General features: G+C 34.7%; 13 protein-coding genes. All 13 read left to right on the top strand.

Annotated features, from left to right (window positions below; translation table 11 throughout):
• Positions 1-202 precede the first annotated feature (202 nt).
• The 13 genes from G9F74_RS04095 to G9F74_RS04035 all read left to right on the top strand — a co-directional run bounded on the left by G9F74_RS04095 (position 203) and on the right by G9F74_RS04035 (position 14,145).
• Complete coding sequence (locus tag G9F74_RS04095) at positions 203-1,552, top strand: APC family permease (protein WP_016108059.1); 1,350 nt, start codon at positions 203-205, stop codon at positions 1,550-1,552.
• Positions 1,553-1,737: 185 nt separating this feature from the next.
• Complete coding sequence (locus G9F74_RS04090; RefSeq protein ID WP_002106094.1) at positions 1,738-3,012, top strand: Glu/Leu/Phe/Val family dehydrogenase; 1,275 nt, start codon at positions 1,738-1,740, stop codon at positions 3,010-3,012.
• 17 nt (positions 3,013-3,029) lie between these two features.
• Entirely contained in the window at positions 3,030-3,320 is a 291-nt protein-coding gene (locus tag G9F74_RS04085) for an SAV0927 family protein (RefSeq protein WP_000762558.1), read from the top strand.
• 27 nt (positions 3,321-3,347) lie between these two features.
• The gene (locus tag G9F74_RS04080; protein ID WP_000291046.1) at positions 3,348-3,596 is read left to right on the top strand and encodes a biotin/lipoyl attachment domain-containing protein; all 249 of its coding nucleotides are present in this window, start codon (positions 3,348-3,350) and stop codon (positions 3,594-3,596) included.
• 144 nt (positions 3,597-3,740) lie between these two features.
• Entirely contained in the window at positions 3,741-5,870 is a 2,130-nt protein-coding gene (locus tag G9F74_RS04075) for a sigma 54-interacting transcriptional regulator (protein ID WP_000491359.1), read from the top strand.
• Between the two features lie 290 nt (positions 5,871-6,160).
• Entirely contained in the window at positions 6,161-7,654 is a 1,494-nt protein-coding gene (locus G9F74_RS04070; protein ID WP_000886180.1) for an aldehyde dehydrogenase family protein, read from the top strand.
• Entirely contained in the window at positions 7,655-9,037 is a 1,383-nt protein-coding gene (locus G9F74_RS04065; RefSeq protein WP_000537092.1) for a putrescine aminotransferase, read from the top strand. It abuts the gene before it with no gap.
• Positions 9,038-9,230: 193 nt separating this feature from the next.
• Complete coding sequence (locus G9F74_RS04060; protein ID WP_000687521.1) at positions 9,231-9,611, top strand: GntR family transcriptional regulator; 381 nt, start codon at positions 9,231-9,233, stop codon at positions 9,609-9,611.
• Entirely contained in the window at positions 9,608-10,306 is a 699-nt protein-coding gene (locus tag G9F74_RS04055) for an ABC transporter ATP-binding protein (protein ID WP_000137721.1), read from the top strand. Before G9F74_RS04060 ends, G9F74_RS04055 begins: the two co-directional genes overlap by 4 nt.
• Entirely contained in the window at positions 10,303-11,085 is a 783-nt protein-coding gene (locus G9F74_RS04050) for a hypothetical protein (RefSeq protein ID WP_000836179.1), read from the top strand. Before G9F74_RS04055 ends, G9F74_RS04050 begins: the two co-directional genes overlap by 4 nt.
• A gap of 14 nt (positions 11,086-11,099) precedes the next feature.
• Complete coding sequence (locus G9F74_RS04045) at positions 11,100-12,002, top strand: ABC transporter ATP-binding protein (RefSeq protein WP_000528809.1); 903 nt, start codon at positions 11,100-11,102, stop codon at positions 12,000-12,002.
• Positions 12,002-12,778 carry an ABC transporter permease gene (locus G9F74_RS04040; protein ID WP_016108060.1) on the top strand — a complete coding sequence of 259 codons (777 nt, stop codon included), beginning with the start codon at positions 12,002-12,004 and terminating at the stop codon, positions 12,776-12,778. Before G9F74_RS04045 ends, G9F74_RS04040 begins: the two co-directional genes overlap by 1 nt.
• Positions 12,779-13,131: 353 nt before the next feature.
• Positions 13,132-14,145, top strand: a complete 1,014-nt coding sequence (locus tag G9F74_RS04035) for a CPBP family intramembrane glutamic endopeptidase (RefSeq protein ID WP_016108061.1) — start codon at positions 13,132-13,134, stop codon at positions 14,143-14,145.
• Positions 14,146-14,165 lie beyond the last annotated feature (20 nt).

Raw genomic sequence — 14,165 nt, 5'->3', positions numbered from 1 at the left:
AGTGAGGCCTCATTCCACCTATATGTTTTCTTTCGAATTGAATTTTTTAATTACATACATTTTGGCTCGAAAATTGCATGATATTTAAAAACAAAAGGGAACTGTAATAGTTGGTGTGATGTATACAGCTATTTGAAAGCGTTTCCTTTTTGCTGTCAATTTTCAAATGAAAATGAGATAGAGAAAGTAGGGGGAATGATAGGTGGGAAAAGTAGTTGGTTTAAAACGTTCATTAGGACTTTGGTCAATTGTTATGCTAGGGGTCGGGTATATGACACCGATGGTTGGATTTGATACGTTTGGAATCGTTTCGGAAAAAACGGGTGGACATGTTCCAGGAGCTTATTTGATTGCATTAGCAGGGATGTTGTTTACCGCTGCAAGCTACGGCAAAATGGTAAAGGTTTTTCCTACCGCAGGATCAGCTTATACGTATACACAGAAAACAATTAGTGCAAGACTTGGGTTTCTTGTTGGATGGTCCGCATTATTGGATTATTTGTTTCTGCCGATGGTGAACGCACTATTAACGAGAATTTATTTGTCAGCGTTTTTTCCAAGTATTCCCAATTGGATATGGGTCATTGGTTTTATTCTACTGATTACACTTATAAATGTTATTAGCGTAAATGTTACTGCTAACTTCAATACGTTTTTAGTAATATTTCAAGTGCTAGTAATGGCCGTGTTTGTTTTTCTAGTTATAAAAGGTTTATTAGCGGGAGAGGGAACAGGAGAAGTTTTTTCCATTCAGCCGTTTTTTCAATCAGATATACAAATATCACCGTTAGTTGCAGGTGCAACAATTCTTTGTTTTTCATTTTTAGGTTTTGATGCAGTAACTACATTTTCGGAAGAGACACCAAACGCGAGGAAGACAATACCTCGGGCTATTTTTCTTACTGCTTTAATCGGTGGAGTTTTATTCATTACAACTACGTATTTTACACAATCTTTCTTTCCAGATACATCTGTATTTAAAGATAAAGAATCAGCGTCTCCAGAAATTGCGCTATATGTTGGTGGAAAACTATTTCAAGCTTTCTTTTTAGTAGGAACGCTTATGGGGACACTCGCGTCTGGTTTAGCTTCTCATACAAGTGTGTCTAGATTATTGTACGTAATGGGTCGAGATAATGTCATTCCGAAAAAAATATTCGGATACATTCATCCTCGTTGGCGAACGCCAGTATATAACATTATTATTGTAGGAGTTATTTCACTCTCTGCGATATTCATTGATTTAGAAACGGCAGCATCACTTATTAATTTTGGAGCGCTTATTGCATTTACATTTGTTAATTTATCTGTAATTTCCTACTATGTAATTAAGAAAAAAAGATATAAAACGATAAAAGACTGTTTAAATTTTTTAGTGATGCCTATTTTAGGTGCTGGTACTGTAGCAGTACTATGGTTTAATCTCAATGTTCATTCACTTATTCTCGGTATTTGCTGGGCTGCTATTGGAATGGGATATCTTTTATATATTACAAATATGTTCCGCTTAGCTCCTCCGCAAATGCATTTTGAAGAAGTGCAGGAAATGTAAAAAGCAAAAGACATCGGATAAATCCCGATGTCTTTTGCTTTTTATATTTAATAATCATGCAGTATTGCATAAGTCATTCAAAGCATCATAAGTAGGAGGGTGACACAATATGATTACCGTAGCATTTTCACTTGGCACGATTATTGCTTTGTATAATTAGTAAAAATAAAAAGCGAGGTGTTATCGTGCCGATTCAGTCAGAAAAACATACAGGTGAGGTTGAAAATCCTTTAGAGGAATTTCAAGCTATATTAAAAGAGGCGCTTCATTTTTTACATTATCCAGACGAAGTATTTGAATTTCTGAAAAAACCAATGCGTTTTTTAGAAGTAAGTATTCCTGTTCGTATGGATGATGGAACAACAAAGGTATTTCAAGGGTATCGTGCTCAGCATAATGACGCAGCTGGGCCAACGAAAGGTGGTATTAGATTCCATCCAGATGTTACGGCAGAAGAAGTAAAAGCACTTGCTGGCTGGATGAGCTTGAAATGTGGAGTGACAGGACTGCCATATGGAGGCGCAAAGGGCGGGATTATTTGTAATCCACAGGAGATGAGTTTTAGAGAATTAGAGTCATTGAGTCGTGGGTATGTAAGGGCAGTAAGTCAAATTGTGGGACCGACGAAAGATATTCCGGCTCCTGATATGTACACAAATGCGCAAATTATGGCTTGGATGCTAGATGAATATGACCATATTAGGGAGTTTGACTCTCCAGGCTTTATAACCGGGAAGCCATTAATGCTAGGAGGATCACAAGGACGGGAAACAGCAACTTCTAAAGGTGTATTGTATACGCTTCAGTTAGTAAGTGAGTTAAAACAAATTCCACTACAAAATATGAGAGTTATTATTCAAGGATTTGGGAATGTTGGAGGGTATTTGGCGAAATATTTATATGATATTGGTGTGAAAGTAGTTGGGGTATCAGATGCTATAGGAGGAATTTATAATCCAGACGGCTTAGATGTTCCTTATTTATTAGAAAACAGAGATTCTTTCGGTGTAGTATCGAATCTCTTTAGTAAAATAATTTCTAATCAGGAGTTGTTAGAAAAAGAATGTGATGTACTCATTCCAGCGGCAATTGGGGGAGTCATTACGAAACATAATGCAGGAAAGCTTGGATGTAAGATTATCATTGAGGCTGCAAATGGTCCAACAACAAAAGAGGCGATAACGATGTTAGAAGAAAAGGGAGTTTTGGTTGTTCCAGATATTTTAGCAAACTCGGGTGGTGTTATTGTTTCTTATTTTGAATGGTGTCAAAATAATCAAGGATATTATTGGACAGAGCAATATGTTGATCAATGTTTAAAGGAGAAAATTACATCTAGTTTTTCTAACGTACTTGACACTTCAAAACACTTTGGAGTAAATATGAAAATTGCTGCTTATATTGAAGGAGTTCGTAAGATTGTAGAAGCATCGCGCCTAAGAGGTTGGTTGCATTTTTAACCTAAAGGAGGGCTCAAATGAAACTGGATATTTTATTAGAAGAAGTGGAGAGACAACCAATCGGTTATTATTGTGTTTTGTCGAAAAGTCATCGTTACGATATAGCTGTTACGTATTCACAACAGTTTCTTGGAAAAGCAATGGTTACCTCTATTCAAAATGGGAGAATGATTTTATTAAGTCAAGAAGATATTGTAGAGGAACAATATTGGGCACCGAGGTTAGGAATTGAGATTGAAGACATAGAAGAGTTTCAAAGCTTTTTTTATATGATTCTTCAGTCACAAAGGTTAGAAGAGCAATATTAATAGAATAAAAGAAGGGGATGATTGATTATGTACTATGATATTATTACGAGTCCATGCTATGGAACAATTGAAAAAGTTTCTATTGTTAAGGATTCTCGAGTTTATGAATGGGAGCCATTATTTTCGATTAAAGATATGAATGGTAAACTGGAAGTAATTAAGATGGGATGTAGCGGAGAAGTTCACTCTTTAGAAGTAGAGGCAGGAGATAAAGTAATTCCAGGTATGGTATTAGCTTATATTCAAGAAGACCTTTTCGTTAGTGGTAGTGATTAATGATAGAACAATGAGGAAGATGGAGGTGCTCATCTTCCTTTTTTTATTAAGTAAAGGAAAGAATGTTTTGTTTTCAGATTAATTAAAAAAATCTGCATTTAATGATACAATACAAATTAAGTAGCCCAAAGGAGGAATAGCAGAATGTTTTCCATTGCTCGTAATAAAATTAGACCTATTGTTTCTCTACCTATCGATCAATCCGAAAAGGAATGGAATATAGACGTTGAAAATATAAAAGAACCTTTTCTATTTTTAAAAAGGGGAGAGAAATTATTTGCATACGTTCATGTCAAGGATCTGCTATCAAACAGTAAGGACTTACATTCCAAGGCATTGCTTGCAAATGCAGTTTCGCTAGATACAATATGTTATCTTAGTAAAAATATTTCTTTAACAGCTCTGTTTCAAATTATTGGAGCGCCGATTGCGATAGTGAAAAATGAAATGGATGAGTTAATAGGATATATAAGAAGAGAAGATGTTTTTGCAGAACTATTTAAACAAGAAAATCAGAGTGTTGATATATTAAAAATTATTTTAACGTCTATTCCAATGGGGATTTTTGTAGTGGATCGTGAAAAGAAAATTGTAAATTGCAATGAATCTGGTTTGAAGATGATTAAATCTACACCTGAAAGAGTAATGAATGTACCAGCAGAACAAATTTTTAACGAAGGACATATTAATAACGTATTTGCAACGGGAAAGACAATTTTGAATCAATTACAAATCACAAATGAGATGGGTGTATTAGTTGACTATAGTCCCATTCCAAACTTTGATGGAAATATTGAAGGAATGGTTATTATCGTACAAGATTTGCCGATGGTTGAGGACATGGCAATGGAAATTGAATATATAAAGGATTTAAACAAAGATTTGCATGCAATTTTGTCTAGTATTTATGATGAAATATTAGTTGTTAATCATAAAGGGGAATTAATTCGTTACAGTGAAACCGTTATTAATGATTTTTGGGGGAGTAATTTGAAGGATCTTTTAGGTAAAAACCTTTTAGACTTAGAACAGAAAGGGTTATTTAGTCCATCTGTTACGCGATTAGTATTGGAGCAACAAAAAAAGGTATCAGTTGTACAAGAAACAAAAAGTGGAAGAAAAATATTGGCAGTTGGAAATCCTGTATTTGATGAAAACGGAGAGCTTCATCGTATTATTATTGCTTCAAGAGATATTACAGAAGCTACGAGATTAAAGACGGAATTACATGAAATAAAGAGAATATCAGAGCAATATAAGAAGGAATTAGATGATTTTAAAAATAAAGATCGTTTTCTTAAGAAACTTATTTACTGTAGTCCGAAAATGGAGCAAATTATAAACCAAGCTAAAAAAATAGCAGATTTCTCTTCCAATGTTCTTATTTCCGGAGAATCGGGCGTCGGGAAGGAAGTAATTGCTCAAGCAATTCATCAACTTGGAAAGCGATCTGCAAAGCCATTTTTAAAATTAAATTGTGGTGCAATTCCAGAAACTTTGTTAGAAAGTGAACTATTTGGTTATACGAAAGGTGCTTTTACAGGAGCAGATAAAAATGGAAAAGAAGGATATTTCAAGCGAGCTGATCAAGGTATTTTATTTTTAGATGAAATTGGAGAAATGCCTCTACATTTGCAGGTGAAATTGCTTAGGGTCCTGCAGGAACAAGAAGTAATTCCTATTGGAAGTACAATACCTACGAAAATAAATGTACAAATTATTGCCGCTACAAATAAAAGTCTGGAAAAGATGGTAGAGGCAGGAACGTTCCGTGAAGATTTATTTTATCGCTTAAATGTAATTCCATTGCAAGTGCCTCCTCTACGAGAACGAATGGAAGATGTCCCAGTACTCGCTTTTCATTTTTTACAACAGTTAAATGAAAAATATAATAAAAACTATCATTTAACTCCGGATGCACTTAACTTACTAGAGTTTTATTCATGGCCAGGAAATGTACGTGAATTACAAAATATGATTGAACGTTTAGTAGTATCAGCAGATGATCCAGTAATTGAAGCTGAGTTTGTTAGTAAGTTTTTAACCCCCGGTTATGACTTTAAAAAATCAAAACCAGTTATTACGAGAGTATTACCGTTACAAGAAGCACTACATTCTGTAGAAGAACAATTGATTTTACTTGCAATGAAGCAGTATAAAACAACGACTAAGGCAGCAAAAGCTCTTGGCATTAGCCAATCTTCAGTGAGTCGAAAATATCAAAGGATTGTCAGTGAAAAAGGAATGCCAACTGATATAATCTCGTATTCCTAAAAAAGGAGAAGGTCACATAGACTTCTCCTTTTTTGTTAGTTTAGCGAGTTTTCCGCTATTCGTGGTTGGCAAGTACTATCATCTCACATTTCAGCAAAATGAAAGACGGTAATGGTACTGATCTACGTTTTGTTTTATGCAAAGTGGAATAGTGTATGCAACAACGCATACTTCTTTTTTATTACACGTAAGAATATAGTTAGTTTTTATAGGATTCCTTTGTGCTTTAAATGTTGGCATGAAACTTGCTTATAAATATATAAACGATTAATAAAGGAGGATTCAATATAGTGCTAGATTTAAAAATGTATGTAAACGGTGAATGGAGAGAGTCTAGTAATCAAGAAAAAAGAACAATAATTAACCCCGCGAATGGCAAGGGTATAGCATATGCACCTGAGGGAACAATTGAGGATACAAAATACGCGATCGAAGTGGCAAGAGCGACTTTCGATAGTGGAATTTGGTCAGAAACATCCACTGCTGAAAGGGCGTCATATTTATTTAAAATAGCAGATGAAATTGATAAAAATATGGAAGAGTTAGTGTATCTTGAAACAATGGATAATGGAAAAACATACCGTGAGGCAGAAGGAGATATTGGAGATGCAGCGGCTTGTTTTCGCTATTATGCTGGATTGATTACAAAGCCAGATGGGCAAACATATCATGTAGCCGATCCAATGCAAGCAATGGTTGTAAGAGAGCCAGTTGGTGTTTGTGGATTAATTGTTCCATGGAATTATCCGCTATTGATGAGTGTATGGAAAATTGCACCTGCTTTAGCAGCTGGAAATACAATTGTGTTTAAACCTTCTGAAGTGACACCAATTACTGCGACAAAGCTATTCGAAATCCTTGAAAAAGTAGGGCTACCAAAAGGTGTTGCTAATATGGTAATGGGGGCCGGTCCAATAGTAGGGAATGAAATTGCAGCGAGTAGTAAGGTGGATATGATTTCCTTTACAGGTGGAACAAAAACAGGCAAGCACATTATGAGAACGGCAGCAGATAATATGAAAAAGATTTCGCTAGAACTTGGAGGCAAATCACCGAATATTATTTTTGCAGATGCAGATTTTGAAACAGCTATTGATTATGCACTATTTGGTATTTATGCAGGTAGCGGACAAGTATGTTCAGCAGGATCGAGAATCCTTGTTGAAGAAAGCGTTTACGATAAATTTATTAATAGTTTTGTGGAGCGAGCGCAGCAAATTAACGTCGGGCCTGGTGATAATCCTGAATCAGAAATGGGACCACTTGTAAGTCAAGAACATATGGAAAAAGTATTACGCTACATTGAAATTGGGAAAGACGAAGGCGCAGACATTGCTTGTGGAGGTAAGCGAATACTGACAGATGGAAAAGGTGAGGGTTTCTTTATTGAACCAACGGTCTTTGTCAATGTAAAACCCGATATGCGCATTGTACAGGAAGAAATTTTCGGTCCTGTTGTAGTAATTCAAAAGTTTAAAAATGAACAAGAAGCAATTGAGTTAGCAAATGGTACAGATTATGGCTTAGCTGGAGGGGTATTTACAGTTGATGGTGCGAAAGCAATGCGTGTAATTCGCAAGCTTCGCGCAGGAATTACGTGGATTAACAGCTATCATCCAACATACAATGAGGCACCTTGGGGTGGATATAAGCAAAGTGGTATAGGTCGTAGTCTAGGAACGTTTGGTTTAGAGGAATTTCAAGAAATTAAGCAGATTAATATAAATCTAGAAGTAGAACCTATTGGTTGGTTTGCAAATAAAAAGAATATAGGAGTGAAATAAATGGGAACGAACGTGGAAAATAAATTGAATGAACAAGATGTAAAAGGTTCAAATGTAAATGAGTATATTACGAAAGTACTACAGTTAATTGAAAAAGAAAAAGTTTCTGAAGAAGAAGCAAACTGGATTCAAAAAGAAACAGTAGATGGATTTAGAGAGCATGTGAATCCTGGTTTTCTAGCATATAGAAAAACAGTAACAAAGGATGGACAATTTGCGGCAGTAGAATGGTCTGATGAAGGATCTTGTTTTATGGATATTAATGGTAAAAAATATATTGACTGTTTAGGTGGATTCGGAATTTACAATGTTGGTCACCGTAATCCGAAAGTAGTAAAAGCTGTGACAGATCAACTAAAGCGTCAAGCATTACACAGTCAAGATTTACTAGATCCACTTCGAGCGATTCTTGCAAAGATTTTAGCGGATATTACACCTGGTGATTTGAAATATGCCTTCTTCACAAATAGTGGAACAGAAAGTGTAGAGGCAGCATTAAAACTAGCAAAAATGTATAGTGAACGAACAACTTTCATTTCTACAACTCGTGCTTTCCATGGTAAGAGCCTTGGTGCTTTATCTGGGACGGCAAAAGGAATGTTCCGCAAGCCATTTTTACCATTAATTCCGGGTTTCCGTCATGTCCCATTTGGCGATATTGATATGATGAGAAAAACATTTGAGACATGCGCATTAGTGGGAGAAGATGTTGCAGCAGTTATTTTAGAACCAATTCAAGGAGAGGGCGGTATTATTTTACCTCCAGAAAATTATTTGAAACAAGTACGAGAGCTTTGTGATGAGTTTGGATCACTCCTTATTTTCGATGAAGTACAAACTGGAATGGGACGTACAGGGAAAATGTTTGCAGCGGAATTATATGATGTTGTGCCGGATATTATTTGTCTGGCGAAGGCATTTGGTGGAGGCGTTATGCCAGCAGGAGCTATCGTTGCGAAAGAAAAAGTATTCCAAAGTTGGTTTGAAAATCCATTTATGCATACAACAACATTTGGAGGGAATCCGCTGGCATGTGCGGCTGCAATTGCAACAATCCATGTATTATTGGAAGAGAAATTACCAGAACGTGCTGCTGAAGTTGGGGCGTATTTCTTAAATGGATTGAAACAAGCAGCAGAAGGGCACGAGGATAAAATCTTTGAAATTCGTGGTCAAGGTTTAATGATTGGTATTGAATTCCATAAAGACGAGATTGGTTACGAAGTGTCAAAGGCAATGTTTGATCAAGGTATTCTCGTTGCTGGAACGTTAATTAACTCAAAAACAATTCGTATCGAACCATCTCTTACAATTAGTTATGAAGAGGTAGATACAGTTATTAATACGTTTAAATCTGTACTAGCGCAAGTAAAAGGAAAGTAATTTTTGTATAAAATTATATACGGATTCAAACTAGTAAATCTATCATATTGTTTACTGTACTAGTTTTGATTGCAAGGAGGCAGTGTAACGAAAGTTGCACTGCCTTTTTATTACATTTTATTTGTAAGTATTTACATATATTCTGTCTTAGTGTACTATTTAACTAGTACACTAAGACAGAAGGAGGGAAGAAATGAAAATAGAATTTTCTCCAAATACACCCATTTACATTCAGGTAATGGAATACATAAAAAAAGAAATTGTAGTTGGGCATTTATCGCCTGGTGATAAAATTCCCTCTGTACGTGAATTAGCGAGTGAATTACAAGTAAATCCAAATACAATTCAACGAACATTTCAAGAATTGGAACGTGATGGTGTTGTTGTAACGCGTAGAGGAATGGGACGATATGTAACGAATGAAGGGGAGAAAATTATGGAGCTGCGCAAAGATATGGCGAAAGAATTACTTCATTCTTTTATAGATGGAATGGATAACTTAGGGTTTTCAGAAGACGAAATCCTTTCAATTCTTCGTTCTTCCTTACATGAAAAGAGGGAGGAGAGCAAATGACAGAACTATTAAAAATAGAAAACTTATGGAAGAGATACGGGTTAAAAGCAGTGATTCGTGAATTGAACATAGAGATTACGGAAGGGAAAATTATAGGGCTTGTTGGAGATAATGGGAGCGGTAAAACGACGTTATTGAAAATGATTGCAGGTTTACAGCACCCTTCTGAAGGTAGCATTACAATTAACGGTAAAAAAGTTGGGTTAGAGACGAAAGAAATTGTTTCATTTATGTCCGATAAGCCAGTCTTTGATGATTGGATGACTGTAAAAGATGCTTTATTTTTCTATCGAGATTTTTATAAAGACTTCGATATTCAAAAAGCGGTAGATACGATTGCGGAATTTAAAATACCGTTAGAAGAAAAAATTAAAGCATTGTCAAAAGGGATGATTGAGAAGCTACAAATCATTTTAACATTTTCTCGAAAAGCGAAGTTATACGTACTGGATGAACCGCTGGGCGGGATTGATCCTCTTTCTAGAGAACACGTATTGGATTTAATTTTACAGTTTTATAGAGAAGATTGTACTATATTAATTTCAACTCACTTAATAAATGAAATTGAAAATATTTTTGATGAAGTAATCTTTTTAAAAGATGGGGAAATTGTTCTATATGAAAATGCAGAAGAACTTCGTTTTCAGAGAGGAAAAGCAATTCATGAACTGTTTAAGGAGGTGTTTAGTAAGTGAAGTCAATACTATCCTATTTGTGGAATGTAAATAAGAAAAGATACATTGTTACTTTTTTACTTTTTGTGCTAATTGAAGCGGTTTTATTTTCGCAAATGATTGTAAGAAAGAGTGATGCGGCCATCAATAGACAAGAGGGCATATTTGGGATTATTATGGTTATCTTTCTTTTTTATGTAATTTATATGTTTTTGCAAACAATGAAGTCATATTCTCGCTTACTAACCAATCCAATGTTACGGATTACAGCAATATCTGGGAAACAATATGTGTTTTCTATGCTTATTTTCTCATATATTGCAATGGCTATATGGTATGGGGTATGTGGAGTTCTTTTCTACGTAAGTTATGTATTAGCTTTTCCTACGACTTCTGTATATGTAGAGGCAAAAGAAATAATGCAAGTGGGCATAATGAATAATTTAATATATGCAATAAGCGATTTGTTTGATTTTTTGTTTGTGACGTTACAAATCTTATTAGTAATTACTCTAGTTAAGTTGCTCACTAAAAAGAAAAAAGCACAAAATATACTGATCGTTATTATTTCTCTAGTAGTAAATATAACGATTACTTTAGCGATAACCTTGCTAGGAAAATTAGCTCCAGCTTTCCAAGAATTGCGAAGAGTAGAATATCGTAGTGAAAGTAAAAGTCTTTTTATTGAGATGTTTCAAGAAAATGGATTTAATATTTTTAATATAAGTTTTATGGTAATTGTTAGTGCTCTAATAATATATGTAATTGCTTATATTATCGACAAAAAACTAGAAGTCTAAAGGAGGAATCAGCATTGGGAAATGTAGTAGTAAAATTAGAAAATGTTCGAAAAAAGATTGGTAGAACAGAAATTATTCGAGGTTTATCATTTGAGGTTCGAGAAGGGGAAGTGTACGGATTCCTTGGACCGAACGGTAGTGGTAAGACGACGACAATTCGTATGATGACAGGTCTTATTTCTATGACAGAAGGCGATATTACAATTTGTGGTCATAGCATTCGCACGGAACGTGAAAAGGCGTTAGAGCAAATTGGAGCGATTGTAGAAAATCCGGAACTATATGATTATATGACTGGTATGCAAAACTTAAAGCATTTTGCGAACATGGCAATTACACCTATTAATAAAGAGCGCATCGCTGAAATTGTAAAGCTTGTTGAATTAGAGCATGCAATTCATAAAAAGGTAAAAACATACTCACTTGGTATGAAACAACGTTTAGGAATTGCGCAGGCGTTACTTCATCAGCCGAAAATATTAATTTTAGATGAACCGACAAATGGATTAGATCCAGCTGGTATTCGCCAAATTCGTGATTATTTACAACGACTAGCGAAAGAAGAGAATATCGCGGTAATCGTATCGAGTCACTTATTAAGTGAAATTGAATTAATGTGTGATCGCGTCGTAATTATTAAACAAGGTGAGTTTGTACAAGAGTACAACTTACATGAACAAGCGAAACATGATGAGACAGTAGTAGTAGCGTTTGAAGTAGATGAAGTTCAGAAAGCGAATGAAATTATTAAAGGTAAAGCACAGGAGAATGTAATTGTGGCATCTGTAACAAAAGAGAGAATTCCACAGCTTGTAAAAAAACTTGTGCATGCTGATGTGCTTGTATATGGTGTTACCGTTCAAAATAAAACGTTAGAGGATGAATTCTTAGCGATTACTGGGGGAGTGAAAGCGTAATGTTTAAATTAATTCAAAATGAATTTTTAAAGTTACATGCGAAAAAAGGTATGTATATTTTAATCGGTGTCATTGCGGCACTCGAAATTTTAGGAAATTTAGCAATGATGAAGTGGGGAAAAGGTGATGAGTTTAAGGGGTCGTATTTAGATTATGCAAACTCAGAGATTGGTTTAATCGTTTTATTCGCAACAATTTTTGGGATCACACTTGCAGCCCGTACTCTTACTGATGAGTTCCAAAAAGGTACAATTAAACAATTGTTAATTCGTCCAAGAAAACGACTTACAGTTTTATTTTCTAAATATATTACTGTGTTATTAGCGATGCTATTTATCATATTTGCTGGTATGTTCATTGCAACGATTATTGGTGGTATTGTAATGGATGGTAGTAAAACAGATTTAACGTTAGGAATTGTTTTAAGAACGATGTTATATCAGCTTGTATCACCATTTTTCTTTGCAACACTTGCCTTTTTCTTAGCAAATGTATTTAGAAAATCCGTATTGCCATTAATTATTACGTTGTTCTTATATTTCTTGCAAGGAGCAATTACTATTGCACTAATGATGTTTGCAAAAGGTGTAGCGAAGTTTGTAGTATTCTTCCATTTAGATTTAAGAGCTTACGACAGTAATAAATTGGTAAGCGGTGGAATGGAGCCACCATTTGCAGAATTTACGTTTACAACTTCATTATTACTTTTAGCTGCATATTTTGCTGTATTACTTGTAGCATCAAGTGCATTATTCCAAAAACGTGACGTATTATAATAAAAGAAATCCCCGTTTGTAAAAACGGGGATTTTTATTACATAGTTTTTTACATTTCTAGTATTCTGTATTGTTAATTTGAGATGCTGTTAGCGATAGAATACCGGATCTTCTCCAGCTATTTAAGTACAGCAAATGTAAGTTGTAACGTAGTTGAAGAACTGTGATATGGTATATCCAATAAATTCGTTATTATATATGTTAAGAGATACGTTGCTCGAAAGTATTTGAGAAAAACAGGAAGATTTTCAACTATATTCATATTATAATATAGTTATCCTGCTATTTGTAGGAGAAGGGTTCCCTATAACTGATTAAAGTTTTACTTTAACAATCTTTGGAGGTGTGCAATATTGCAATATGCATTTTCACGTATAAGACTACGTAGCTTTTTTGGATGGATGATGATAGGGTTGTTTCTTACGATGATTCCATTAGGTTTATCAAATGTTTCTGATAGCACGTTAGAGGTTATTTCACAAATAACTGTATTTTTTGTATTTCCGTTATTTTGGTTGTACGTAAAAGCGAATAAAAATAATGTTGTTTTTAAAAGTTTCTTTGATAAGCCAGGACGTTTACCGTGGGGACTCATTTTATTAGCAACGATAATGGGAATGATTTTTTCAGTCGGTATATCTCATATTCAATTTTACATATTAGCACATACGTTACCGAATTTCTTAGTTGCCATGTTAGAAGATGGAACTGTTATTAATACGAGTAACATATATATGACGATATTTACTTTCATTTCAGCATGTGTATTAGCACCTATTATGGAAGAGATTATTTTTAGGGGATTCTTTTTACAGCGAATGGCTTATAAATGGGGAATTAAAAAAGCTGTAATTATATCTTCACTTATTTTTGGTTTAGGACACTTTGATGTTATTGGTGCTTTCATGTTTGGTGTTGTTATGTGCCTTTTATACATAAAAACGAAAAATATATGGACGAATATTGCTGTGCATGCTCTTAATAATTTAATTGCGACAAGTATGCAATTTGTCGGTGGAGAAGAAGATACTGCAATCTCAATTCCTGAATTACAAGCACAAAGTAATTTATGGATTGGTATCGGTCTTACAGTTGTTGGGTTACTTTGGTTAATTCCTTATGTTTGGAAACAATGGCGTACAGTAAAAGAAGTGGGTGTGCCACCAGTGCGCTTCATAAATGAAGAAAAGGTAGTGAATGCATCACAAGAAAATGAATTGTATAGTCAAGTGATCGTAACAGATAGATTGATGGCTGCAGAACTACCAGATGAAGCGGTAAATAAGCTTCGGTTAGAAGAAAATGATTATGTAACAGTTTCTGTAGAAGAAGATAAAATCGTTATAAAAAAAGCACATGATAGATAATTAAAAAACATCTCTCCTGT

Source organism: Bacillus sp. EKM202B, from assembly GCF_011066025.1.
Classification (GTDB): domain Bacteria; phylum Bacillota; class Bacilli; order Bacillales; family Bacillaceae_G; genus Bacillus_A; species Bacillus_A toyonensis.
Note: the sequence above shows the minus strand (reverse complement) of the source record. Positions and strands in the feature narration are given on the sequence as shown.